At 69.5% G+C, this 24,004-nt stretch carries 26 protein-coding genes, 2 tRNA genes and 2 pseudogenes; 14 read left to right on the top strand and 16 right to left on the bottom strand.

Annotation, left to right across the window (positions count from 1 at the left end):
• Positions 1–11: 11 nt before the first annotated feature.
• The 4 genes from H9L22_RS08380 to H9L22_RS08365 form a co-directional block, all read right to left on the bottom strand.
• Entirely contained in the window at positions 12–1,412 is a 1,401-nt protein-coding gene (locus tag H9L22_RS08380; RefSeq protein WP_187722335.1) for a GH1 family beta-glucosidase, read from the bottom strand.
• Complete coding sequence (locus H9L22_RS08375) at positions 1,412–2,263, bottom strand: carbohydrate ABC transporter permease (RefSeq protein ID WP_187722334.1); 852 nt, start codon at positions 2,261–2,263, stop codon at positions 1,412–1,414. Before H9L22_RS08375 ends, H9L22_RS08380 begins: the two co-directional genes overlap by 1 nt.
• A complete protein-coding gene (locus H9L22_RS08370) occupies positions 2,260–3,276 on the bottom strand; it encodes a carbohydrate ABC transporter permease (protein ID WP_187722333.1) in 1,017 nt (338 codons plus the stop codon). The genes H9L22_RS08375 and H9L22_RS08370 overlap by 4 nt, the downstream gene beginning before the upstream one ends.
• A gap of 96 nt (positions 3,277–3,372) precedes the next feature.
• A complete protein-coding gene (locus H9L22_RS08365) occupies positions 3,373–4,734 on the bottom strand; it encodes an ABC transporter substrate-binding protein (RefSeq protein WP_187722332.1) in 1,362 nt (453 codons plus the stop codon).
• 177 nt (positions 4,735–4,911) lie between these two features.
• On the opposite strand from H9L22_RS08365, the gene thpR reads away from it, so the two are divergent.
• Complete coding sequence (thpR, locus tag H9L22_RS08360) at positions 4,912–5,478, top strand: RNA 2',3'-cyclic phosphodiesterase (RefSeq protein ID WP_187722331.1); 567 nt, start codon at positions 4,912–4,914, stop codon at positions 5,476–5,478.
• A 22-nt stretch (positions 5,479–5,500) separates the two neighbouring features.
• Positions 5,501–5,582, top strand: a tRNA-Leu gene (locus H9L22_RS08355).
• 78 nt (positions 5,583–5,660) lie between these two features.
• Here H9L22_RS08355 and H9L22_RS08350 read toward each other — a convergent pair.
• Positions 5,661–6,332, bottom strand: a complete 672-nt coding sequence (locus tag H9L22_RS08350; RefSeq protein WP_187722330.1) for an IMPACT family protein — start codon at positions 6,330–6,332, stop codon at positions 5,661–5,663.
• A complete protein-coding gene (locus H9L22_RS08345; RefSeq protein WP_187722329.1) occupies positions 6,325–6,804 on the bottom strand; it encodes a peroxiredoxin in 480 nt (159 codons plus the stop codon). Before H9L22_RS08345 ends, H9L22_RS08350 begins: the two co-directional genes overlap by 8 nt.
• Positions 6,805–6,904: 100 nt before the next feature.
• On the opposite strand from H9L22_RS08345, the gene H9L22_RS08340 reads away from it, so the two are divergent.
• The 5 genes from H9L22_RS08340 (at position 6,905) to H9L22_RS08325 (ending at position 9,571) form a co-directional block, all read left to right on the top strand.
• Positions 6,905–7,147, top strand: coding sequence for a hypothetical protein (locus H9L22_RS08340; protein ID WP_187722328.1), 243 nt, complete (start codon positions 6,905–6,907; stop codon positions 7,145–7,147).
• Between the two features lie 103 nt (positions 7,148–7,250).
• Positions 7,251–7,547, top strand: a complete 297-nt coding sequence (locus H9L22_RS08335; RefSeq protein ID WP_226966296.1) for a GroES family chaperonin — start codon at positions 7,251–7,253, stop codon at positions 7,545–7,547.
• 8 nt (positions 7,548–7,555) lie between these two features.
• The gene (locus H9L22_RS08330; RefSeq protein ID WP_264292586.1) at positions 7,556–8,200 is read left to right on the top strand and encodes a PfkB family carbohydrate kinase; all 645 of its coding nucleotides are present in this window, start codon (positions 7,556–7,558) and stop codon (positions 8,198–8,200) included.
• A complete protein-coding gene (locus tag H9L22_RS19710; RefSeq protein ID WP_264292619.1) occupies positions 8,116–8,451 on the top strand; it encodes a PfkB family carbohydrate kinase in 336 nt (111 codons plus the stop codon). Before H9L22_RS08330 ends, H9L22_RS19710 begins: the two co-directional genes overlap by 85 nt.
• Before the next feature lie 184 nt (positions 8,452–8,635).
• A complete protein-coding gene (locus H9L22_RS08325) occupies positions 8,636–9,571 on the top strand; it encodes an aldo/keto reductase (protein ID WP_187722326.1) in 936 nt (311 codons plus the stop codon).
• 96 nt (positions 9,572–9,667) lie between these two features.
• Here the strand turns inward: H9L22_RS08325 and H9L22_RS08320 are convergent.
• Positions 9,668–9,740, bottom strand: a tRNA-Lys gene (locus H9L22_RS08320).
• Between the two features lie 160 nt (positions 9,741–9,900).
• Here H9L22_RS08320 and H9L22_RS08315 point away from each other — a divergent pair.
• Entirely contained in the window at positions 9,901–11,190 is a 1,290-nt protein-coding gene (locus H9L22_RS08315; protein ID WP_226966223.1) for an integrase catalytic domain-containing protein, read from the top strand.
• Positions 11,191–11,240: 50 nt separating this feature from the next.
• On the opposite strand, the gene H9L22_RS08310 is transcribed toward H9L22_RS08315, so the two are convergent.
• Positions 11,241–11,672, bottom strand: a complete 432-nt coding sequence (locus H9L22_RS08310; RefSeq protein ID WP_187722325.1) for a DUF1801 domain-containing protein — start codon at positions 11,670–11,672, stop codon at positions 11,241–11,243.
• A gap of 125 nt (positions 11,673–11,797) precedes the next feature.
• Here H9L22_RS08310 and H9L22_RS08305 point away from each other — a divergent pair, with 125 nt between their 5' ends.
• On the top strand, positions 11,798–12,385 hold the full coding sequence (locus H9L22_RS08305) for a dihydrofolate reductase family protein (protein ID WP_187722324.1): 588 nt from the start codon (positions 11,798–11,800) through the stop codon (positions 12,383–12,385).
• 184 nt (positions 12,386–12,569) lie between these two features.
• On the opposite strand, the pseudogene H9L22_RS08300 reads toward H9L22_RS08305, so the two are convergent.
• The 7 genes and pseudogenes from H9L22_RS08300 to H9L22_RS08270 form a co-directional block, all read right to left on the bottom strand.
• Positions 12,570–13,817 (bottom strand): annotated as a pseudogene (locus H9L22_RS08300) (FAD-dependent oxidoreductase); the annotation flags it as partial.
• Positions 13,814–14,134: a lycopene cyclase domain-containing protein gene (locus tag H9L22_RS08295; protein ID WP_187722323.1), complete on the bottom strand. Its 321-nt coding sequence runs from the start codon at positions 14,132–14,134 to the stop codon at positions 13,814–13,816. The pseudogene H9L22_RS08300 and the gene H9L22_RS08295, both read right to left, overlap by 4 nt.
• Positions 14,127–14,468, bottom strand: a complete 342-nt coding sequence (locus tag H9L22_RS08290; RefSeq protein WP_187722322.1) for a lycopene cyclase domain-containing protein — start codon at positions 14,466–14,468, stop codon at positions 14,127–14,129. The genes H9L22_RS08295 and H9L22_RS08290 overlap by 8 nt, the downstream gene beginning before the upstream one ends.
• A 1-nt stretch (position 14,469) precedes the next feature.
• Positions 14,470–15,288: a phytoene/squalene synthase family protein gene (locus H9L22_RS08285; protein ID WP_226966222.1), complete on the bottom strand. Its 819-nt coding sequence runs from the start codon at positions 15,286–15,288 to the stop codon at positions 14,470–14,472.
• A gap of 28 nt (positions 15,289–15,316) precedes the next feature.
• On the bottom strand, positions 15,317–16,789 hold the full coding sequence (crtI, locus tag H9L22_RS08280; protein WP_187722321.1) for a phytoene desaturase family protein: 1,473 nt from the start codon (positions 16,787–16,789) through the stop codon (positions 15,317–15,319).
• Positions 16,786–17,925 (bottom strand): polyprenyl synthetase family protein, encoded by a 1,140-nt coding sequence (locus H9L22_RS08275; RefSeq protein ID WP_187722320.1) that lies wholly within the window; start codon positions 17,923–17,925, stop codon positions 16,786–16,788. Before H9L22_RS08275 ends, crtI begins: the two co-directional genes overlap by 4 nt.
• The gene (locus H9L22_RS08270; protein WP_187722319.1) at positions 17,918–18,544 is read right to left on the bottom strand and encodes a tryptophan-rich sensory protein; all 627 of its coding nucleotides are present in this window, start codon (positions 18,542–18,544) and stop codon (positions 17,918–17,920) included. Before H9L22_RS08270 ends, H9L22_RS08275 begins: the two co-directional genes overlap by 8 nt.
• Positions 18,545–18,873: 329 nt before the next feature.
• On the opposite strand from H9L22_RS08270, the gene H9L22_RS08265 reads away from it, so the two are divergent.
• The 5 genes and pseudogenes from H9L22_RS08265 to H9L22_RS19700 all read left to right on the top strand — a co-directional run bounded on the left by H9L22_RS08265 (position 18,874) and on the right by H9L22_RS19700 (position 23,032).
• Complete coding sequence (locus H9L22_RS08265) at positions 18,874–19,725, top strand: MerR family transcriptional regulator (protein ID WP_187722318.1); 852 nt, start codon at positions 18,874–18,876, stop codon at positions 19,723–19,725.
• On the top strand, positions 19,722–20,966 hold the full coding sequence (locus H9L22_RS08260; protein ID WP_187722792.1) for a cytochrome P450: 1,245 nt from the start codon (positions 19,722–19,724) through the stop codon (positions 20,964–20,966). The genes H9L22_RS08265 and H9L22_RS08260 overlap by 4 nt, the downstream gene beginning before the upstream one ends.
• A gap of 121 nt (positions 20,967–21,087) precedes the next feature.
• Positions 21,088–21,618, top strand: a complete 531-nt coding sequence (locus H9L22_RS08255) for a DUF488 domain-containing protein (protein WP_226966221.1) — start codon at positions 21,088–21,090, stop codon at positions 21,616–21,618.
• A gap of 227 nt (positions 21,619–21,845) precedes the next feature.
• A pseudogene (locus H9L22_RS19705) lies at positions 21,846–22,247 on the top strand (amino acid permease); the annotation flags it as partial.
• Between the two features lie 86 nt (positions 22,248–22,333).
• Positions 22,334–23,032, top strand: a complete 699-nt coding sequence (locus tag H9L22_RS19700) for an APC family permease (protein WP_264292585.1) — start codon at positions 22,334–22,336, stop codon at positions 23,030–23,032.
• A gap of 3 nt (positions 23,033–23,035) precedes the next feature.
• Here H9L22_RS19700 and H9L22_RS08245 read toward each other — a convergent pair whose 3' ends face one another.
• On the bottom strand, positions 23,036–23,995 hold the full coding sequence (locus H9L22_RS08245; protein WP_226966294.1) for an aminoglycoside phosphotransferase family protein: 960 nt from the start codon (positions 23,993–23,995) through the stop codon (positions 23,036–23,038).
• Positions 23,996–24,004: the final 9 nt, after the last annotated feature.

Here is a 24,004-nt window from a genome sequence, read left to right as displayed (position 1 = left end):
TGCCCCGGAACTCATGTGCCGCTCGCCTCGGCAATCACAGCAGCATAGTTCTCGGCACTGAGCTTCGGGGTGCGCACCTGCGTGTCGTAATCGACGTGAACGATGCCGAAACGCTTCCCATACCCCCAGGCCCACTCGAAGTTGTCGAGCAACGACCAGACGAAGTATCCGAGCACCGGAACCCCCTCTGCCATCGCCTGCCCGACCGCCGCCAGATGGGCTTCGATGTAGTCCCACCGGTCGTGGTCGTCGACGCGCCCGTCGACCAGCACGTCGTCGTACGCCGCGCCGTTCTCGGTGATGTAGAGGGCAGGCAGGTTCGGGTACTGGGCGACCAGACGGTGCAGCAGGATCCGGAGCCCGTCCGGGTTCACCTCCCATCCCATGCCCGTGCGGGGGAGCCCCCGCGACGGCCCGGACACGAACTCTGAGCCGACGAACCACGAGCGGTTCGCCTTCGGGGTCGGCACCAGTGCGGGCGGGTCCGTCTCGGGCGCGGGGTGCGCACTGAAGCAGTCGTCGTGGTAGTGGTTGACGCCCAGGAAGTCGATGGGCTGGAAGATCTCTGCCAGGTCGCCGTCCTGGACGACGTCGGCGAAGCCGTGACCGGCGATGTCGACCAGCACGTCCTCCGGGTAGCTGCCGAGCAGCACCGGATCGAGATACATCCGGTTCCACAGCCCGTCGAGCCGGCGGGCGGCATCGAGATCGGCCGGGTCGGCAGGGTCGAACGGGACGGCGTTCGTCAGGTTCAGCGTGATGCCGAGCTGCAGGTCGTCACCGCCCAGCTCTCGGAGCCGCGACACTGTGCGCCCGTGGGCCAGGTGCTGGTGGTGCAGCGCGGCCAGGCCGGCGGCCGGATCGTTGAGGCCGGGGGCGTGCTCTCCGCCGACATAGCCGATGAGCGAGGAACACAGCGGCTCGTTGAACGTGGTCCAGTGCCGGACCCGGTCGCCGAGGCGGCCGTAGACGTCCTCCGCGTAACGGACGAACCGCTCGGCCGTCTCCCGGTTCGCCCACCCACCCTGCTCCTGCAGCGCCTGGGGTAGATCCCAGTGGTAGAGCGTCAGCCAGGGCAGGATGTCGGCGCGGAGCAGCTCGTCGACCAGCCGGTCGTAGAAGTCGAGTCCCTTCTCATTGGTGTAGCGGTCGCCGGGGCGGACCCGCGCCCAGCTCGTCGAGAAGCGGTACGCCTGGAGCCCGAGCCGCTTCATGAGGGCGACGTCCTCGGGCATCCGGTTGTAGTGGTCGGCAGCGATCTCAGGGGTGTCGCCACCTGCCACGGCCAGGGGCTGCCGTGCGAAGGCGTCCCAGACGGAGTCCTCCTTGCCGTCGACGTGGGCCGCGCCCTCCACCTGGGCTGCGGCGGTCGCCGCCCCCCACAGAAAGTTCTTGGGAAAATGTGTGAACATCAGCCCTTCACCGCCCCTGCCATGATTCCGGAAACGAGTTGCTTGCCCGCGATGACGAAGAGGACCAGCAGCGGCAGCGTCGCGAGCACGGCGCCGTTGAGCACGACCGAGTAGTCCACGTACTTGGCCGACTGCAGCTGGCTGAGGGCCACCTGCAGGGTCGGGTTCTGGGGCACGACCAGCAGCGGCCACAGGTAGTCGGTCCAGGCGGTCATGAAGGTGAACATGGACAGGATGCCCATGGCGGGCCGTGCGGCCGGGATGCCGACGTTGAAGAAGGTGCTGATCATGGAGGCGCCGTCGACGCGGGCGGCCTCGATGAGCTCGTCGGGGATGACATCGACCAGGTACTGGCGCATGAAGAACACGCCGAAGGCGGTCACCAGCGTCGGGACGATGACGGCGCCGAGGGAGCCGGTCCAGCCGAACTGCTTCATCATCATGAACAGAGGGATGATGCCCAGCTGGGTGGGGACGGCCATCGTGGCGATGACGGCGACCATGAGGCCCTCACGGCCGCGGAACCGCAGCTTCGCGAACGCGTAGCCGGCCAGCGTCGAGAAGAAGACCACGGAGCAGGTGATGACGGAGGCAACGATGACGGAGTTGCCCAGCGCCTTCCAGAAGTCGATGGTGTCGAAGACCTGGGCGGCGTTGGCCCAGAACTGGCCCCCAGGAAGAAGCGGAGGGAAGGTGGAGGTCAGCGCGCTCTTGTCGCTCGAGCCGATGATGAACGACCACCACAACGGGTAGGCGCCGCCCAGGACGAACGCGAGGATGATGGCGTACACGTACCAGCGGGGGCTCGCGTTGATCCCCATGCCTGCGCCGCGACGGGACCTGCTGCTCATGCGTCTGCCCTCAGGATTGCTTCGATGTCGGCCTTACGGTGCTTGCGTCGGACCTTGTCAGCCTTGGATTCGGTGGTGGAGATCGTGCGGGCCAGCAGATAGTTCAGGACGCCGATGGCCACGATGAGGAGGAACAGGATCCAGGCGACGGCGGCCGCCCGGCCGAACTGCTGTCTGTTGAACGCGAGGTCCCACAGGTAGAGCACCGTCGTCTGGTACTCGCGCTGCGGACCGCCCGGCACGGAGCTGGCCGCGTTGAAGAGCTTGGGTTCGGTGAAGATCTGGAGACCGCCGATGGTCGACGTGATGATCACGAAGATGATGGTCGGGCGGATGCTGGGGATGGTGATCGAGAAGAAGCGGCGGGTGGCGGTGGCGCCGTCGATGGCGGCCGACTCGTAGATGTCGCGGGGGACGGCCTGCATGGCGGCCAGCAGGATCAGCGCGTTGTAGCCGGTCCAGCGCCAGTTGACCATGGTCGCCAGGGCGACGTGACTGGGGAACCGCTCCGTCTTCCAGAAGACCGGATCCAGCCCCATCGAGGTCAGGACGTTGTTCACGAGGCCGTACTTCTCGCCGAAGATGTTGGAGAAGATCAGGGCGACGGCCACCGGCGTCACGACGTAGGGGAGGATCACCGACAGCCGCCAGAACGTCTTGGCCCGCAGGTTCTGGTCGAGCATTGCGGCCAGGCCGATCGCGACGATGATCTGCGGCACCGACGACAGAATGAAGATGCTGAATGTGTTGAACAGCGAATTCCAGAACAGGGGATCGGACAATTCGCGCGCAAAGTTCGCGAACCCCACCCAATCACCGGGACCCGTCAACAGATTCCAGTTGTTGAGGGAGACCACGAATGTATAGACGAGCGGGAACAGGCCGACCAGGCCAAAGAGGAGGAAGAAGGGGGCCACATAGGCGTAGGGGGAGTACTTGATGTCCCACTTGCTGAGGCGGGTCCGCCACGACACGGCGGGCTTCGCCTCCGCTGCGGCGCGATGCTCGAACATTGACCAGGCTTTCGTCGATGGTTGCCGGGGATGGGACCGGCGGGCCCCCGTGTCGCCACAAGGGCCCGCCGGTTGGAGGAGTGACGGGTCGTCAGGTCAGCTGGCGACCACCGTGTCGAGCAGCTTCATCGCGTTGTCCCACGCCGCCGCGCCGTCAGCCTTGCCCGAATCGAGCAGCTGGACGGAGGGGCCGAAGACCTGCTCCTGGATGACCGAGTCGTCCGGACCCTTGAACTGGGCCACGACGCCGTCGGCGCGCTTGGCCAGGATCTCGCCGAGCGGCGCGTCGTTGAAGAACTGGGTCAGATCGCTCGGGCCGGTGACGCCGGGATCGGACTGTGCCTCGATGACGCTGGGGAAGGCTCCGGCGGCCTGGAAGGAGGCGACCTGCTGCTGCTTGTCGGTGAGCCAGGTGGCCAGGGCGGCGGCCTCGGCCGGGTGCTCAGAGGAGGTGGGGACCGTCAGGAAGGAGCCGCCCCAGTTCGCAGCGCCACCCGGGTAGACATCGGCGAAGTCCCAGCCCGTGGCTGCATCCCCGCCGCCTGCCTCGACCTGGCCCTTGACCACGCCGAGCATCCAGCCGGGGCAGACGAAGGTGGCGAAGGAGCCGTCAACGAACGCCTTGCCGCCGCCCCAATCCCACTGGGTCTGGTTGGAGGACAGGCCGGACACCGCGCCGTCGGCGAGCAGCATCCACTTGTCCTTGAGGGCCTGGTTGTCCTTGACGTTGAGGCTGCCGTCCTTCTTGTAGTAGCCCTCGTCGAACTGGTTGACCATCGAGTTCCAGACGAAGCCGGACTGGTCGTACCACGCCTTGCCGGTCTTGGCCTTGTACTGCTTGCCGACCTCGAAGAACTTCTCCCACGAGGCGTTGTCGCCGCCGAGGAGATCGGCGAAGCCCTCACGATCGCCGGGCATGCCGGCGGCCTCGAGCAGCTTGCCGTTGAAGCAGATGCCCTGCGGGCCGATGTCGGTGCCGTAGCCGATGATGCGGCCGTTCGCGTCGGTGGCCTGACCGACCTTCCAATCGACCCAGCGGTCCGCGATGTCGTCGGCGCCGTGATCGCGGAGATCGGTGAACGTGTCGGACACGCTCATGACCTTGCCGAGCCAGCCTTCCTCGACGGCCTGGACATCGGGGAGGCCCGCGCCGGCTGCCTGCTTGGTCTGCCAATCGACCAGGGCGTTACCGCCCGTGTCGATGTTGGTGGCCTTGATCTTGATGCCCGGGTTGTCGGCCTCGTACTGCGCGTAGAGACCGTCGAGGCCCATGGTGCCGAACGTGGTGACCGTCAGCTCGACGGTCTCGGCCGGCGCCGGGGCGGACGAGCTGCTGCTGCCACCGGTGGTCGGGGTCGAGGACGACCCCGGCGTTCCGGTGGTCGAGCAACCCGCAAGCAGGGCGAGGGAGGCGACGGCGGCGATGCCGCCGTACACACTGCGTCGGATGGGAATCACTGTCACTCCTTTGTGTGGCTTGCCCGCGAGAGAGCGCTCTCACGAGGTATGCAGTGAAACCTAGATCGCATTTCATGCCATGTCAAGAGAGCGCTCTCATGAAGTCGCGGATTGTTATGTTTCCGAGACCTTTCCCTTGTTGTGGGCGAGTCCCGCGCCGGACGGTAGCCTCCGGATATGGCGAGAATGTTCGTGGCGGTGCTGCCGGGTGAACGAGTGGTCCGCGAGTTGGATGAGCTCCTCGAGTCTCGACGGGACGGTGAGTCGGGCCTGCGCTGGGTCCCACCCGATGCGTGGCATCTGACCACGGCCTTCATGGCCAACGTTCCCGACTCCGCCCGGGAAGGGCTCGAAGGGAACTTGAAGGCCGCGGCGCGCGGGGTTGAGTCGTTCGAGGTGGGGGTCTCCGGAGGGCTTGCCTTCCCGCATGCCGACCGGACCAAGGTGTTGGCGCTCGCCGTCACTGAGGGCGCGCAGGAACTGGCGGCCCTGTCGGCCAGGTCGCGGGCGGCTGCGAACCGGGCGGGGGTCGCAGTGGAGGGCGGGCGCTTCGTCGGCCATCTGACGCTCGCACGCCACCGCGGGCTGTCGGCGGTGCGCTGGCTGGAGGTGCTCGACTCGTTCCCGGCGTGGGTCTGGCGGGTGGAGGAGGTGTGCCTCGTGGAGACTGTCGTTCCCGGGCGGCGCTACGAGGTCCGCGCCCGGTTCCCGCTGGGTCCCAGCGGCGCACGTGTCCTAGAATGAGGCGGCCCCGGGGCCGGGGCGAGCCGAAGTGGTGGAATTGGTAGACACGCAGGATTTAGGTTCCTGTGCCTGCGGGCGTGAGGGTTCGAGTCCCTTCTTCGGTACAACAAGAAGACCTGGTCAGCGGTTGTTTCACGCGTCACCGCTCCGGGGGTGACTCCGCTCGGAGCGGCCCAGCGGCGTTACACCATCCCCGATACATAGTCGGTCCACCGCTCTGCGACCGGCTCGGCGACGACCGCCCCGGCGGACAGGGTGGCGAGCGCGACGTCGAACTCCGCCACCGAGTCGGTCGGGATCGCCACGCGGATGTGCGCCCGGTCGCTCCAGTCCACCCCGTCGACTACCACCCGCGCGCCCGACGGCAGAACCAGGCCGCGGAGCTGGTCCTCCAGGGCGCCGGCGGAGGCGAAGTCCACGTCCACCTGCAGGATGCGGCTGAGGCGGACCTCGCGGGTCCCGGCCGCGTCCATCGCCTGCGCGACGGCGTCGGTGTAGGCGCGCACGAGGCCCCCGGCGCCCAGCTTGACCCCGCCGAAGTAGCGGGTGACGACGGCGACGACGTCGGTCAGGCCGTTGCGCTGCAGCGCCGTGAACATCGGGATCCCGGCTGTGCCGGCGGGTTCGCCGTCGTCGGAGGAGCGGGCGGTACGGGCGTCGGGTCCGAGGATGAACGCCGAGCAATGGTGGCGCGCGTCGAACAGGGTCGCGCGGCGCTCGTCGATCACCGAGCGGGCCTCATCCTCGGTGGTGACGCGACGGATGCGGGTCAGGAAGCGGGACCGCCTGATCTCCAGCTCGACATCCGCCCCCTCGCCGGGGGCGGCGTTGATGGTGAGGAACCGGTCAGACACCGAGCTCGCGGCGGAGCTTCGCCACGTGGCCCGTCGCCTTGACGTTGTACTGCGCGACCCGCACGGTGCCGACGCCCGCGTCGTTGACGTCGATCACGAACGTGGACCGCAGGACCCCCTCGATCTCCTGGCCGTAGATCTTGCGGAGCCCGTAGGCGCCGTAGGCCTTGAGGACCTCCTTGCCGGGGTCGGCCAGCAGCGTGAAGCCGAGGTCGGAGTGGTCGCGGAACTTCGCCAACTGTTCGACGGTGTCGGGCGAGCAGCCGAGGACCTCGTACGAGGCGTCGGCGAACGCAGGCAGCGAGGCCTGGAAGTCGACGGCCTGGGTCGTGCAGCCGGGCGTCATGGCGGCGGGGTAGAAGTACAGGATGACGGTGCGACCCGCGAAGTCCGCCAGGGAGACGGCCTTGCCGTCCTGATCGGGCAGCGTGAAGGCGGGGGCGGTCGTACCGGTGGTCAGGCGTGCACTCATGCGGCAGAGTGTAACGGGCCGCCACGACGCGTTTACCCCGGTCGCCTAGCATGAAACGACGGCTGTCAATAGGCTGGGGTCTGACCGAAGGAGTGACCGCATGGCTGAGCGTTCCGTGGAAGAGATGCGCGCCGACCTGGCGAAGAGCAGGGCGAAGATGACCGGCGCCATCGGTGACGGCAAGGAGGCGATCCGTCCGCAGAACATCGCCAAGGAGGGCATCGAGCAGGTCAAGACGTTCGCGAAGACCGAGTTCGACACGGCCACGGCCTCGTTGCGCGACGAGCGCGGGGATGGAAGCTGGACAAGCTTCTGCTGGTCGGCGGCGCCGTCGTCGGAGTGATCGTCTTCGCGGTGACCCTGAACCAGGTCGCGACGAGGCGCAGCCTGGCGTCCGCGGCCCGCAAGGCGATCGAGAAGTGACGGACACCGCGCTGGCCATCCGCATGCTGCACGACCGCGTGCTCGTCGATGTCGACGGAGGCGCGAATGAGCGCCGCAGTGGCGGCGGGATCCTGATCCCCGCCACTGTCCAGATGGGCCGACGGCTGACGTGGGCCAAGGTGGTAGCCATCGGGCCGAACGTCCGCGCCGTCGAGATGGGCGACCGGGTCCTGTTCGACCCGGAGGACAGGGCCGAGGTGGAGGTCCAGGCGAAGACCTATGTTCTCCTTCGGGAACGAGACATCCATGCCGTCGCCTCCGACGAGGTAGCCGACGGCGGAACCGGACTATATCTCTAGGAGGAGACGTGTCACGTGTCGTTGTCGTGGGGTCGCTGAATGTCGACCTCCACCTGCTGCTGCAGCGGCACATCACGCCCGGGGAGACGCTGCTCGCCTCGGGCGGCACCTTCTCGCCGGGAGGTAAGGGCGCCAACCAGGCGTGCGCGGCGGCCCTGGCCGGAGCCGAGACGACCATGTGCGGCGCCATCGGCGACGACGCCTCATCCTCGGTCGCGACCTCGCTGCTGGAGGCTGCGGGAGTCGACGTCAGCCATGTGCGACGCGTTCCGGGGCCGACGGGGCTCGCCGTCGTCAGCGTCGACGCCGAGGGGGAGAACTCCGTCGTCGTCGTCCCGGGGGCCAACGCCGAGGTGAGCCCCGCCATGGTGGACGACTGGGCCGATGTCATCGCGGGCGCCGACGTCGTCGTGCTGCAGGGGGAGATCAGTGCGGCGAGCAACCTGGAGGCATCGCGCCTCGTCCGGGGGCGGCTCGTCGTGAACCTCGCACCGGTGATCGACGTGGCCCCGAGCTGCTGCTGGCGGCGGATCCGCTCGTCGTCAACGAGCATGAGGGGACCGCCGCGCTGGCCCAGCTGGGGGGCCGGGAACTCACCGACCCCGAGGCCGTCGTGCGCGGCCTCCGGGAATCCGGCGTCTCGTCCGTGGTGATGACGTTGGGCGCGGCGGGCGCGCTCATCGCGCACGGCGACGAGGTGGTCACCGTCGCGTCGCCGCGGGTGAGGGCCGTCGACACCGTGGGCGCAGGGGACGCGTTCTGCGGGGCGCTGGCCGCCCGGCTCGCCGAGGGTGAATCGCTCGAGGCCGCCTCGGCGTACGCTGCCCGCTTCGCGGCCTACACCGTCCAGTTCGAGGGCGCCCAGGCGTCCTACCCGCCGAGGGGCACCGGGCTCCCGACCTGAGCGTCCATCTCCACTGCGTCGGTGGGGGAGCCAGGAAGCGCGGTGGCGAGCGATCAGGGGCAGGCCCCACATCCTGGGAGCCGGTAGGCCCCGGGCTGGCGCACTAGGGTTGGGTGCAGCGGCGCCGGTGCCCCAGATGAGCTGTTGAGGATCGCGGCGCCAGTCTGACCAGGGAAGGAACCCAGTGAAGAGCATCACCATCAAGGGCGCAGGCATCGAGGCCCCCGCCATCGTCACCGGCGTCATGCGGATCCAGGAGAAGTCGGACGCCGAGGTGCGCGCCCTGTTCGACGCATCGCTCGAGTCCGGCATCGACTTCTTCGACCACGCCGACATCTACGGTGCCGGCGCCGCGCACGGCTGCGAGGCGCGGTTCGCGGAGGCGCTGCAGCTCACGCCCGCCCAGCGGAGCGAGATCACGCTGCAGACGAAGGCGGGCATCGTCAAGGACGGGCCCTACTTCGACTTCTCCCACGCACACATCATCAGGGCCGTCGAGGGATCGCTCAGGGCGCTGCGCACCGACTACATCGACATCCTCCTGCTGCACCGCCCCGACGCGCTCGTGGAGCCCGAGGAGGTTGCCCGGGCGTTCGACGAGCTCGAGGCTGCCGGGAAGGTCCGCGCCTTCGGTGTGTCGAACCACACGCCCCTGCAGATCGAGCTGCTGAAGCGTTACGTCCGCCAGCCCCTGGTCGCCAACCAGCTGCAGCTGTCCATCACGCACGCGCCGATCGTGGCGCAGGGCGTCGCGATGAACATGACGGGGGAGGCGCAGTCGATCAGCCGGGACCTCGGCATCCTCGACTACTGCCGCCTGCACGACATCACCATCCAGGCGTGGTCTCCCTTCCAGGCCGCGTTCTTCAACGGCGTCTTCCTGGGCAACCCGGACTACCCGGAGCTCAACGCGGTGATCGACAGGCTGGCGGCCGAGTACGGCGTCCCGGCCGAGGCCATCGCGACGGCATGGATCGTGCGGCACCCAGCTGACATGCAGGTCGTGCTGGGCACCACGTCGCCGGACCGCGTCCGGGCGGCGGCGCTGGGCGCTGACGTCCCGCTGACGCGCCCGCAGTGGTACGAGCTGTACCGGGCGGCCGGGCACCTGGTTCCCTGACGGAGGGCGGCGCGCCGCCGACCGTCACGGTCGGTGGCGCACCGTCGGTTCCGGACACAAAGGAAGGCCCCAGCGGATGGCTGGGGCCTTCTGTCGTACACCACCAGGGACTCGAACCCTGAACCCATTGATTAAGAGTCAATTGCTCTGCCAGTTGAGCTAGTGGTGCTCGGCGAGAGATAACTCTAGAGGTGCCTGCCGCTGATTGTCCAATCGGCGACGACACTCATGTGGAGTCCCCGCGAACGTAGGGGCCGTACCTCACGTATTTTCCCCCGGGAACGTGTGGCTGGCCACGATGGGGTGTGGAGGTTGAGGAGCAGCTGTCGATGGCAGCCAGGTTTGAGGTCACGAAGAAGTACGCGGCTGCGTATGCGGCGGCACCGAAGAAGGGCAAGTCACAGATCCTGGACCAGGTGGTCGAGGTCACGGGCTGGAACCGGGACCATGCCCGCCAACAGTTGGTGGCCCGCCTCCGGCAGCCTCCCGGCCGGGCCAGCGCGACGGTCGCGGTGATCGATCGCCGCCGCACCAAGCCACGGAAGTACTCCTACGATGCGCTGATCGTGTTGCAGAGAGTATGGGCGGCCTCGGGCGGCAGCTGCGGGCAGTACCTCGCCCCGGCCATGACCGACTGGCTCGACGCCCTCGAAACCGAAGGCGCTCTGATCCGGGGAGAAGACCGCTACAGCGCTGCAGTACGGGCCGAGTTGGAACAGATGTCAGCAGCGACGATCGACCGGTACCTGGCCCCCGCCAGAGCCAAAGACCCGCTCCGCGGCAAGACCACCACCCGACCGGGCACGATGCTGCGCAACTCGATCAGTATCCGCAAAGCCGGCGATGAGGTCGAAGCCGAACCCGGGTTCTTCGAGGTCGACACCGTCGCCCACTGCGGCCCCACCCTGAAGGGCGAGTTCGCCCGCACCGTGAACTTCACCGACATCCACACCGGCTGGGTGTTCACCCGCGCGATCCGCAACAACGCCGCGGTCCATGTCCTGGCCGCGTTCGACACGTTCATCGAGCACGTTCCGTTCGCCGTGACCGGCATCGACTGCGACAACGGGTCAGAATTCATCAACCACGACCTCGTCGGCTGGGCCGGCCAGCGAGACGTGTTCTTCACCCGGTCACGGCCCTACAAGAAGAACGATCAGGCCACCATCGAGTCGAAGAACAACCACCTCGTACGCCGCTACGGCTTCTACCACCGCTACGACACCAAGCTACTAGAGCTGGAGCTCCTCAACCAGCTCTGGACACTGGTCTGTGACCGGTTGAACTTCTTCACCCCTACCAAGAAACCCATCGGCTGGTCCACCGACACCGTCGGCCGCCGCAAACGGCTCTACGACAAGCCCAGCTCCCCCTACCAGCGACTCCTCGCCGCCGGGGTCCTCAACCCCACCCAAGCAGGCCGAACTCGCCGCCCGAAAAGCCAACCTCCGACCAGCCGACATGGCCCACCGCATCAACCTCATCCAACAAGAACTCACACGCCTCGCAGCCGGGAAGACCCGCCGCCTCCAAGACCAGATCAGCTGGAAAGCACCCGACCCCGCAGGCCTCAAAACCCGAGCCGCCTAGCCCCCAGCTTCCCGGGGAAAAATATCTGAGGTAAGGCCCCCACCTACGCGGGGACTTGACAGTGAGGTACCACGATCGGCTACGCCGTCGCCTTCCTGACCAGAGCCGCGATCAGTTCCTCATCCTTGTCAGAGAGGGATACGACGGCGAACGACGTGGGCCACATCCCGCCATCATCCAGCGTCGCGTCCGGCTGGAACGCCAGCGTGGAGTAGCGGTAGTTGTCCTTCGCGCCGCTTCGGAAGAACAGCACCGTCCTGCCCGCGGTCGTCTTGTAGGCCGGGGCCCCGTACATGGTGCCGGGGACGAGGTCCGGCGCGTTCGCCTCGACGATGGCGTCGATCCGCCGGGCCAGATTCTGCTCCTCGTCCGGCATCTCGGCGATGGCGGCCTCGAGGAGGGCCCTGCCCGCCGCGCGTTTGTCGGCCGCCTTGGCGGCGGCCTTCTCCGCCCGCAGCTCGGCTGCCCGCTGCTTGACCGCCGTGCTCAGCTTTCCGTCGCCGTCACCCATGTCCGCCTCCTGAGCTCGTGGGAGGAGTGCTGCCACGGATGAGTCATCGAGGTTGGCAGCGACCCCGATCCCACCAAGCTGGCGGAGGAGCAATCGGCCGCTGGCCCCGGTGGCACGATGTGCCCATGGCCACGACCCACTACTTCACCGCCTCCAGCCTCGACGGGTTCATCGCCACACCCGGGCATTCCCTCGACTGGCTGCTCTCGCAGAAGGTCGACCAGGAAGGCCCCATGGCCTATCAGGACTTCGAACGCACCATCGGCGCGCTGGCCATGGGGGCCTCCACCTTCGAGTGGGTGCTGCGCAACGACCCCGGATCATGGGCCTACGCGCAGCCCACGTGGGTGTTCACCCACCGCGAGCTCCCGATCCCCGACGGCGCCGACGTCCGGCTGGTCAGCGGGGATGTGCGGCCGGTGCACTCCGACATGGTCTCCGCTGCGCAGGGCCTGGACGTGTGGGTGGTCGGCGGGGGAGATCTCGCCGGCCAGTTCGCCGACGCGGGCCTGCTGGACGAGGTGTGGGTCCAGTTCGCGCCGGTCACCCTCGGCGCCGGCGCGCCCCTCCTGCCCCGGGCCCTCGACCTCGAGCTGCTCGACGTCGCCCGCAACGCGGCCTTCCTCTGCGGCAGGTACCGGGTGCTCGGCGCCCGCCCGGCGGAGGATCAGCGTGCGAGCAGCCCTCGCGTCGGCGGCGACCACAGGTCGTGACCGCGGCGCCCCCACCCGGCCAGCAGGCGGTTCGCCGCCTCCCAACCGGTGGTCGCGGCCCGCTCCATGAGAGCGACCGGCAGGTCGCAGCGCACCAGATCGCCCGCCAGGACGATCCGCGGGTCCGGCGTCGCCACCGTGGGTCGGTCCAGCCAGGGTGACGTGTCGACGAGCGGGCAGTCCTGCTCCACCAGCCACTCCTCGGCGATGATCGGGGCCCCGGCCAGTGGGGGTGGACCCGTTCGGCCTCGGCCCACAACCGCTCCCGCACGCCCTCAGGTGAGGGCAGGGCGTAACCGTGCACCTCGACGACGGCGCCCCCGTTTCGGTCGGCCCAGGCGGCGGCGCCGTCCTCGAAGGCATCGAGCCGCGAGATGTTGTCGAGGGGGCCGTAGCCGCTGGTGCCGAGGAAGTCTGGCAGGTCCGGCTGGGGCCGGCCGAGCCAGCGTCGTCCGACGCCGAACGCGGGGGCGATCCGGAGCCGGGCGATGCGCGAGCGCCAGGTCGCGTCGCCGAGGCCGGGGGATGCGTCCACGACCGACTGCAGCGCGGCTGTGTCGAGGGCCAGCACGGCGGCGTCGGCACGGATCTCACCGTCGGAGGAGACGACCCGGACACCTGTGCCGGTCGGCTCGACGGCGCTGGCCGTGACGCCGCAGCGGATGTCGACACCCAACCCGGTCAGATACCGCGCCAGCGGCGCCCACAGCGCGGTGTCGTAGTCCTCGCGCGGAACGTCGAAGAGCAGGCCCTCCGCGCTGCCGAGGAAGTAGGTGTGGAACATGGCGAGCAGCTCGCCGCCCGAAAACTCGTGCGGGTCGGCGAAGAAGCTCCGCGCGAACACCTCCAACGCCAGGTGGCGTGCCTGCTGCGGGAAGCGGAGCTGGTCAAGCACGTCGGCGGCGCTCACCCCGTCAAGTTCCTGGAAGGTGCGGGGGAAGCTGACGCGCAGCAGGCCGAGGGCCCGCCCGACGTCGACGCGGAGGAGATCGCGGGCGCGGAAGGTGGGGCTGACAGCGACGAAGCCCAGGATGCTCCAGGGCGGTGTGCGGGGTATGCGGGCGAACGAGTCGGTCGGTCCGTCGGCCAACGTCAGCGGGTAGTCGGCCACCGGCACCAGCGAGCTCAGCTCCGGATCCGCCCGCCGCAGCAGGGAGCGCAGGTTGTAGTACTGGCGGAAGAAGGCGTGGAAGCCGCGGCTCATCGTCCGCCCGTCGTCGGTCCGCCAGGCGCGGACGCGGCCGCCGAGCTGCGGTTGCGCCTCGAGCACGGTGACCTCGACGCCCCGCTCGGCGAGTCCGGTAGCGGCCGCCAGGCCGGCGATGCCGCCGCCGAGCACGACGACACCCGGGCGCTCCGGCCCCGACCCCGACGGTGCTGGCGACGCCACCCGGACAGCTCGCCTGTCTCGTCCCGGCCGCCATTGCTTCATGATGTGTGCTCCTTCTCCCGGCGGCCGAGGCGCAGCCACACGATCAGGCAGGCGGTGATGAGGGCGAAGCCGAAGCCGAAGTCCTCGATGGGAATGTCCCACGGGAACCGGATCCCTGACATCTGCTCCGGATGGTAGGTGACGATCGGCGCGGAGAGCTTCGTCAGCCAGCCGTCGACCAGAACCTGGAAGGAGAACATGATGCCGAGAGCCAGCCAGTACTGCAGCGAGGTGAAGATCCCGGTGCGCGCCCAGAGGAGTTCGGCCAGCACCACGACAACCATGGCGGCCAGGGTGGCGACGGTGTACTCAGGCATCGCCGCGCCCCATCCGTCCACGCAGCCACTGCAGCACGGTGCCAACCGCTTCATAGGTGAGCAGTCCACAGACAGGAATGACGAGGAAGAAAACGATCTCCTCCAGGGGGATGCCTCCGGGCAGGACGACGCCGGTGGTGTAGTCGGGGGAGAAGTCCCAGTGGGCGCGCCGGATTGCCAGCAGGTCCCACACGATGAAGGCGAGCGCCACCGGAACCACAGCCAGCAGCAGCCGGCGGGGGCGTCTGTAGACGCGGGCGGCGAGCCAGAACTCCAGCGGCAGCGTCACGAGGAGGCAGCCCGCCATCAGCAGCATGTAGTGGAACCTGTCCATGTCACCATCCTGCCTGGAGTGCCGTGGTCGCCTTCCTCCACAGCGGCACCCGCGCCCGTCCCGTGAAGACGTCGAAGTCGCGCGCCTCGATGCGGCCGAGGATGGCCGAGTAGAGCTGGTGTGCTGTGCCGACGCAGCGGGCCGACGCCGGCGGCAGCATCGCGATGCCCGGTTCGGCCTCCCGGTAGAGCGCACGGTTGCGGGCGATCTCGAAGCGCATCAGGTCACGCCAGGCGTCGTCGACGGTGCGGGACCCAATGTCGACACCGAAGCGGCGCAGATCCTCCTGCGGGATGTAAACCCTGCCCCGGTCCAGATCCTCGCCGACGTCGCGCAGGAAGTTCGTCAACTGGAAGGCGAGGCCGAGCGACCGCGCCGGCCCGAACGCCGCCGGCGTAAGGGGCTCGAGGACAGGCAGCATCATCTCGCCGATCACCGCGGCTGAACCCTCCATGTAGCCGCACAGGTCGTCGAACGTCTCGTAGCTGGACGTGTCGAGGTCCATGGCCATCGCGTCGAAGAACCTGTCGAAGCACTCGTGGTCGATCCCGCAGGTCTCGACCGTGTGTGCGACAGCGGCGAGGACCTCCTCCCCGGGATGGGTCTCTCCCGCCAGGGCGGCCGCGAACCTCCCCCGGAAGTCGGCCAACCCTGCCCGCGTCGCGGAGGTGTCGCCCAGAGTCGCGCCCGGCGCATCGACGATGTCGTCTGCAAGGCGGCACAGCGCGTACACGGCGTGGACGTGACGGCGCCGGGCGCGCGGCAGCAGCAGCGCCCCCAGTAGTAGGTGGTCCCGTACGCCCTGGTCAGCCGGGCACACTCCGCGTAGCCCCGCTCTAGGACGGCACTCATGCGGGGACCCCCAGGTAGTGGCGCACGCGGCGGGCAGCCAGGTCGCCGCTGATGAGCACCATCGGGATCCCGACGCCGGGCGTCGTGCCGGTGCCGGCCAGGAACACACCGGGGCGGCGTCGCTCCACGTTGGAGGGGCGGAAGGGCCCGGTCTGCAGGAAGGAGTGCGCCAGGCTGAAGGGGGTTCCCGCCGCCATGCCCCTGGCCTGCCACTGCGCCGGCGTGACGAACTCCTCCGTCACCACATCGGTCGGATAGCCGTGGCGTTGTAGGAACCCGAGGAGGTCGTCGCGGAGCCGCGGCCCCTCGACGTCCCAGTCCTGTCCGCCGTGGAGGTTCGGGACGGGTTCGAGGACGTACAGCACGCTGTGGCCCGACGGCGCCATGTCGGGGGCCGTCACCGTCGGGACCGTGACGAGTCGCGACGGGTCGCTCATGAGCCTGCCCTCGCCGATCAGTTCGTCGAAGGCGCCCCGCCAGGCGCGGCCGAAGTGGATGTTGTGATGCGCCGTCCCCTCGGCGGGGAGGCCGCGGACACCGAGGTGCCACACCACCGCTGACGGCGAGTAGGTGCCGTTGCGCGCGGCCCGCGGCGGTCGCAGGTCGGGCAGCAGGGTCTCGTAGGCGGTCGGAAGATCCACCGTCAGCACCACGGCGTCGGCGCGGATCTTCCCGGTCCCGGCGCTGACCCCGGCGGCCCGGCCCCGGGCGTCGGTGAGGACGGCGTCGACGGTCGTGTCGTAGAGGATGCGGGCTCCGGCGGCCTCCAGGGTGTCGGCCAGCAGCCGTGGGACCGCGTGCATGCCCTCGGCGGGGAACCAGACGCCCGAGATGGAGTCCATGTACGTGATCACCGCGTATAGGGCCAGCGCGTCGTCGGGTGCGAGCCCGGCGTACATGGCTTGGAAGGTGAAGAGCCGCACGAGCCGCTCGTCGGCGAAGCGGCGCCGGATGCTCGGGCCGAGGCGGCCGAAGCCGCCGAGCCTGAGCAGACGGGCGGCAGCGGCCGGGCGGGTCACCAGATCGAGCGGCGAGGAGAAGTTGCGCGCGATGAAGTTCGGCAGTTCGACGTCGTTGAGACGCTGCAGCCAGTCCACGAAATCGTCGAAGGCCGCCGCGTCGGCGGGCGAACACCGCTCGCTGATCTCCTGCCGGATCGCGGGCACCGACCCCCGCACGTCGAGCGTTGAGCCGTCGGCGAAGTGGCCCCTGTAGGCGGGATCGAGCCGCGTCAGACGCAGCGGATCGAGCGTCGCGCCGAGCCGGCCCAGCGGGGCGGCCAGCAGCTCGGGCATGGTGAACACCACCGGACCCGTGTCGAAGGTGAAGCCGTCGCGTCGCAGGATGCCGTTGCGTCCGCCGGGGAACGACTCGCGTTCGACGATGGTCACGTCGTGGCCGTCGGCCACGAGGTGGCAGGCGGCGCTCAGGCCCGACAGGCCGGCGCCAACGACGACCACCGCGCTCATGCGTTCCTCCAGGCCATCAGCGACGCCCACCTGCGCAGCCCGGCGGCAGCCAGGTCGTCGACGAGCGGCGACTCGAGGGTGCGGGCCGCCGCGTCCACTGACGCCTCGATCATCTGCTCGGCCTCCTCGATCACCCCGGAGCGGATGAGCTCCGCGCAGAGGGCGTCGACCTCGTCACGTGAGACCCCTTCTCGGCCGATGTGGTGCAGCCGCCGCCGCCACTGCGGGTCGAACCGCTGCTCGGCGAGGACGAGGAGCACCGTCGGCTTCCCCGCGACGAGGTCGTCACCGACGGGCTTGCCCGTGTGGGCCGGGTCGCCGACGACACCGAGGATGTCGTCGCGCAGGGCGAACGCCTGCCCCGCGTGGCGGCCGTATTCCGCCAGGAGGGCGGCCAGTTCGGGGCCGCCGCCGGCGGCCAGGGCGCCGAGCTGCAGCGGCCGGCCCACCGTGTATGCGCCGGACTTGGCATGGGCGACCTCCACCGCGTGCCGCAGATCGCGGCGGCCGTTCGCAGCCCCCACGAGGTCACGGCCCTGACCGATCATGAGTTCGATGGTCATGGTGCGCCAGGCTGCTCGCAGGGGCTGGGGGAGGCCGCCGACCAGGAGGTCGGCCTCGCTGTGGAGGAGGTCGCCGACCAGGATGGCGATGTTCTCCCCGTACCTGTCAGCCTCACCGAGCCCAGAGTGGGCGCGATGATCGGCCGCGGCCAGTGCGTGCACGGAGGGGCGCCCGCGGCGGGTGGCCGATGCGTCCATGACGTCGTCGTGGACGAGGGCGAAGCAGTGGAGGAGCTCCAGGGCTGCGCCGATCCGCACCACGGAGTCGATGCCACCCCCTGTCCCCGCGCCGCCGGCGGCCACCCAACCCCAGTGCACCATGCGGGGGCGCAGGAGCTTGCCGGGGGCGGAGGCGAAGTCATGCACGAGTTGGAGGATGGAGTCGGTCCGCAGCGCGCCCGGCTGGGGGATCACGGTGCGGGCGAGCTCCTCCCACTCGGTGGCGAGGTCATCGAGGGTGACCCCGACGAGCCTGAGCACGCGCTCGACGGTCTCAGCCTGGCCGTTGTCGACCGTTTCCATGTCGACCATGATGCCGCCTGGGCCCTCCAGTACGGCGGTGTCCTCAGGCATGGACACGGCCGTCCGGGGCGTTGGCGGGGACCCGCGTGGTCCCGCCCGCGTGGCGGTGGCGGGCGTAGGCCGTGACGGCGAGGATCGCCAAGGCCGACACGACTGCGGCGACGGCGACGGTGACCGAAGCCGGCCCGCTCGTCAGCCGTCCGACCGCGATCCAGGCGAGCGCCCACGCCATGGCCGCCGCCACGGTCCAGCGGGCGGCCAGCGCCAAGGCGAACACAGCCCCCAGCGCGACGGCGACGGCGAGGACAACGACGGCGAGCACCGTCGCGACCCCCTCGCCCGGATCGACGCCGCTGGCGACGAGCACCGCGGTGACGTTGGCCACGCTCGCGACGGCCACCCAGCCGAGGTAGACGCCGAACGTGCCGTCGACGACCACCGCCTCCAGGGTGGAGGTGGGCCTTGACTCACCGAGACAGCGGAGCAGAAGGCCGAGGACGACGGCGAGCGTCAGGATCACCACGACGCTCGGCCACAGCCAGCCCACCTGGGTGACGCCGAGCCATATGGCGTTCAGGATCATCGAGGCGGCGGTGAGCCACGTGATGCGGGTGGCCCGCTCCGAGCCGGGGTGGAACCACTGCCAGATGACGAAGGCGATGAGCCCCACATAGATGAGCGACCAGATCGAGAACGCCGGACCGGCCGGGTCAGGAGGGTCGCATCGGCGGAGAAGGCGCCGCCGGAGGAATCCTCGACGCGCGTGCCGAGCAGTCCGAACCCGGCAAGGGTGCCGATGCCCATGACCACGGCCGAGGCGGTGATGACGGCTGGCCGCCAGAGGGATGTCGTTGACAAGGCTTCCTCCTGAGAATTCGTCGAACTGTGAACGTCACGGTACTGCACCACGGTGCAACCTTGAACAACATAGCAAAAAACCTTAGACAGAAATCACGTGTCTCCTGGTCTGGGTGGCGTCCGGGCCCTAGACTTCTGCCGATGTTGACGATCGGACAGGCGGCCCGGATCACGGGTGTTCCCACGCACACGCTGCGCGCGTGGGAGCGGCGCTACGGTGCCTTCAAGCCGATGCGCACCCCGGGCGGCTATCGCACCTACGGTGATGACACACTCGTGAGGATCCGGACGATGCGTGATCTGGTGGCGGGCGGCATGTCTCCCAGTGACGCGGCAGGCGTGGTCAGTGCCCCGGGCCCGTCGACCCCTCCCGCCGCTCCGGACGCGACGCAGCAGCTCATTGAGGCCGCTGGTCGACTGGATGCGTCGGCGGCTTCCCGCATCGTCACGGCCCAGTTCGATTCCCGCAGCTTCGAGTCGATGGCCGACGACTGGCTGCTGCCAGCCATGGTGCGCATCGGATCCGCCTGGGCCGACGGGCAGATCTCCGAAGCCGGTGAGCATCTCGTCGCCAACATCGTCATGCGACGCCTCGCAACGGCGTTCGACGCCGTCGGTGCGAACCCCGCACTGCCGCCGGTGATCGTCGGGGCACCTTCGGGCGTCGACCACGAGCTAGGTCTGTTGGCCTTCGCGGTCGCCCTTCGCCGGGCCGGCGTGGCCACGCTCTACCTCGGCGCCGACGTTCCTACCGGGGCATGGTCCGAGGCGGTCGCGGCGAGCGGGGCCGTGCTGAATGTCGCTGCGGTTCCCCGACGCGCCGACCTCCGGCGGATGACGGTGCTCGCGGAACAGCTCCGCGCCGACCACCCGCAGGTCCCGCTCGCCGTCGGGGGCCGGTTCCAGGATCTCGCGCCGCCGTGGTGCCTACGCCTGGGGCACAAGGTCGCGCCTGCTGCGCGGGAAGTCGCGAAGAGGCTGGGGGAGCCGTGACCGGGGAATCGACGCAGCGCCGCGCAGTGCGCGCAGGCGAGCCCGATACCCCACGGGTGGAGCCGGGGGAGGCGGTGTGGCGGATCCGTTCACTATCGGTGGCCCGCCAGGTTCTGCGGGCCCGGCACGCGACGACGCAGGCAGGATTCACGGCCGAGGCGATCCCCAGGGGATTCCTGAGGCACCATCCCATCCTTGTCTCTGACGGGCCGCTGCACGACGAGCAGCGTGCCAAAGTCGCGCGGTTCTTCGCACCTGCGGTGGTGGGAGACCGGTACGCCGACCAGATGGCCGACTGCGCGGATCGGCTCCTCGCGGACGCGGTGCGCCAGGGCACCTGCCGGCTGGAAGAGCTGGCGCTCCTCTTCAGTGTCGAAGTGACGGCGCAGGTGGTCGGGCTGACTCACTCATCGGTGCCGCGGATGGCACGCCGCCTCGTCAGCTTCCTCAACCAGCCTCCCGTCGATGTGACCCGCCCTGACTTCGGCCGGACCCGGGTGATGTGGGCGAGGGCCGCGTGGGATGCCCTGATTCCCATCGGGCGGTTCTACCTGGCCGATGTGCGCCCCGCGATCCGGGAACGTCGACGGCGCCGTCGCGAGGATGTGATCAGTCACCTGCTCGATCAGGGCTACACGGACACCGACATCCTCGTGGAATGCGTCACCTACGGCACCGCCGGGATGGTGACGACGCGCGAGTTCATCGTCATGTGCACGTGGCACCTGCTGCAGAACGCGCCGCTCGCGGAGCGCTACCTCGTGGCCGGTCAGAAGGAACGCTTCGCCATCCTGAACGAGATCGCACGGCTGGAGCCGGTCGTCGGTCATCTCTACCGGCGCGCGGGCGAACCGATAGAGGTGGCCGAGGATGGGCAGCGCTGGACGATCCCCGAGGGCAGCCTCGTCGACCTCTGCATCCGCCAGACGAACGCCGACGAGGAGTCGGTGGGGCCGCAGCCGCTGCAACTGCGCCCGGGACGCCCGATGGAGTCCGGGGTCAACGCCGCTGCGCTGACCTTCGGCGACGGTGCCCACCGTTGCCCCGGCCAGCCGCTGGCGTTGTGGGAGACCGATGCACTCCTGAGCAGGCTGCTGTCGCTGCGACCCGAGGTGGCCCAGGCGCCGACCCTCACATGGGTTCAACTGATCGAGGGCTATCAGCTACGGGGTCTCCAACTCAGCTTCCCGGCAGGCAGCCGGGTAGACGAAGTGGGGTCAGGTGGAACCGGCATTGCATAGACTCACCACATGCAGTCCAGCCAGCGCAGGCCGTGGAGGAGCACTGGACACCGGCATGGTTGCCAGCCGTGTCCAGTGATCCCGTGTGCGGCGTAGTTTGGTAGCCCGGGGGATGACGACCGTGACCACCGTGTTCACCATCGGGCATTCGACCAGAACGATCGGCGAGTTCGTCGAGCTGCTCCATGCCCAGGGGGTGCGGCAGCTGGTAGACATCCGCACCATCCCACGCTCGCGTCACAATCCCCAGTTCGGCCAGGACCAGCTGCCCGGCTCCCTCGCAGAAGCGTCGATCCGCTACAGCTACCTGGCGAAGCTGGGCGGTCTGCGGTCCTCACGTCAGGACTCGCTCAACGCGGGCTGGCGCAACGCCTCGTTCCGCAGCTATGCCGACTACATGCAGACAGATGGTTTCGCGGCCGGAGTCGACGAACTTGTCGCGCTGGCGGAAAAGGCACCCACAGCCATCATGTGCGCGGAGGCGGTGCCGTGGCGCTGCCACCGTTCGCTCGTGGGGGATGCGCTCCTGGTGCGCGGCCTCGAGGTCTTGGACATCATCGGCCCGGGCCCACCGAGGCTTGAGCACCTGACCTCGTTCGCCGTCGTCTCCGGCCTGACGATTACCTACCCCGGCGAGGCCACCGACGCGTGACGGCGTGACTGTGCCGCGGTGCGGCTCGCGACGGTGCCCACTGCCTGCCCAGGTTATGGGACGGGCCCGTCCCTGTTGGCACGCCTCGTAGGCTCCTTGCCTAGGTCGCCACCGGACTCGCCGAGTCCCGCGATGAGTGGGCGACCGGCGGGGGCAACGTGTCGGATCCGACCCCACTGGCGCGCCGGCTCGGCCAACGCGACGCCATCGCGATCGGCCTCGGATCAATGATCGGCGCCGGGGTGTTCGCGGCGTTCACACCCGCGGCAGCCGCGGCAGGCTCGGGACTCCTCGTCGGGCTGGCCATCGCCGCCGTCGTCGCCTGGGGCAACGCCACCTCGTCGGCCCAGCTCGCCGCCCAGTATCCGACCTCGGGCGGAACCTACGTCTACGGCCGGGAGCGTCTCGGTGCCTGGCCCGGCTACCTCGCCGGCTGGTCGTTCGTGGTCGGGAAGACCGCCAGCTGTGCTGCGATGGCGCTCACACTCGCCGTCTACGTGGCACCGCCTGGCTGGGAGAAGCCGACCGCGATGGCCGCGGTCCTCGCCTTGGCGGGCGTCAACTATGTCGGCGTGACCCGCACGGCGGCTGCGGCCAGGATCATCGTGGTGGCGGTGTTGTCCGTCCTGGGACTCGTCGTGGTCGCCGGGGTGGCCTCTGGCGTCGGCGACCCCGCAAACCTGGGTGCTGGCGGCGCGACGGGCGGCTGGTACGGGTGCTGCAGTCGGCCGGGCTGCTGTTCTTCGCCTTCGCCGGCTACGCCCGCATCGCGACGTTGGGGGAGGAGGTGCGCGACCCGCAGCGCACCATTCCCCGCGCCATCGGCATCTCGCTGGGACTCGCCCTCGTGGTCTACTCGACGGTCGCCGTCGTGGCGTTGGCGGTGCTGGGACCGGAGCGCCTGGCCGGGGCGCCGGCTCCCCTCGCCGACGTCGCGACGGCGGGCGGCTGGGCGTGGGCCGCGCCCGTGGTCCGCGTCGGGGCGGCGTTGGCCGCGCTGGGATCCCTGCTCGCCCTGATCGCCGGTGTGGGCCGGACGAGCCTCGCGATGGCGCGCAACGACGACCTGCCCCGCCCGCTGGCCGCTGTGCATCCGCGGTTCCAGGTGCCCCACCGGGCGGAGGTGGCGCTCGCGGTCGTCGTGTGTGGGCTCATCCTGGTCGCCGATCTGCGCGACGCCATCGGGTTCTCATCCTTCGGCGTGCTGCTGTACTACCTCGTCGCCAACGTCGCCGCCTTCACGCAGACACCTGAGCACCGGCGCTATCCGCGGGTGCTGCAGGTCGTGGGCGCAGTCGGGTGCGTGATCCTGGTGGCGACGTTGCCGTTGCCGTCGATCGTCGGTGGCGTGGTGGTGCTGGCGATCGGCGTCGCCTACCGTGCGGCGCGGCTGCTCGCGCTGAAGCGTCGCTGAGGGTCACCCTCCGGAGAGGACGGCGTCGAGCAGCCTGTGTCCCATGCGGGCGAATCGCTCGTTGTCGGCGGAGTGGAGCAGGTAGAGCAGAGCGAAGTGGAGCTCCCAGAGCCGGGCGCGCGCCCAGGTGTCGTCGTCGACCGCGGTGCCGCCGCCGGCAGCACCGCGGAAGCGGGCCCGGTCGTCGCCGTCGAAGAGCATCCAGGCGACGGCGAGGTCGACGGCGGGATCTCCGGAGGTGAGGTCGCCGAAGTCGATCACCGCGGCTATGGCGCCGTCGGCGACGACGAGGTTGGCGGTGTGCAGGTCGCCGTGCAGCCACAGCGGTGGGCCGGTCCACTCGGGCGTGGTGGCGAGTTGGTCGATCAGCGCGAGGATCGCTGAGTAGGTCCCTGAGCTTGTTGAAGGGGTCGGCGACGGGAACAGGCGTGCGAGGTTGGCCCGGATCCGCGGCACCAACTCGGCCACCGGCTGCCCGCGAAACGGGTTCGCCGGCGCCTCCGCCGGGGCCGGCCGGTGCAGCGCGTGCACGAACCTGCCGAGCCGCTCGGCCTCGTGACCCGGATCGGCAAGTCGCACGTCGGCGGCAACCTCGCCGTCGAACCAGCGGCAGATGCTCCAGGCCCACGGATAGCCGAGGCCGGGGCGGCCGGTCCGGACGGGCGTGGCGATCGGGATCGGCAGCCCGGCGGCGAGGCCGGGCAGCCAGCGCTGCTCGCCCGCGACCAGCCCCGCCGCTAGCCGACGCCGGGGGAAGCGCGCGACGAGATCGTCGCCCACCCGGACGATGACGTTGTCCCAGCCGTTGGCCACCACCGTCGGCGGGCTGTCCGCGAGGTCGGGGTGCTGCTGGGCGAGCAGATCGTGCACCAGGCTGACGGTCACGTCGACCTCCGCCGACGGCGTCGCGCCGACCCCGGGTGGTGCAGGGGTGCCGTCGGCGGCCATCCCATCGAAATGCATGCCTCCCAC

This window comes from Tessaracoccus defluvii (assembly GCF_014489575.1).
In the GTDB taxonomy this organism is placed as follows: domain Bacteria; phylum Actinomycetota; class Actinomycetes; order Propionibacteriales; family Propionibacteriaceae; genus Arachnia; species Arachnia defluvii.
This window is presented reverse-complemented; position numbering and strand designations above follow the sequence as displayed.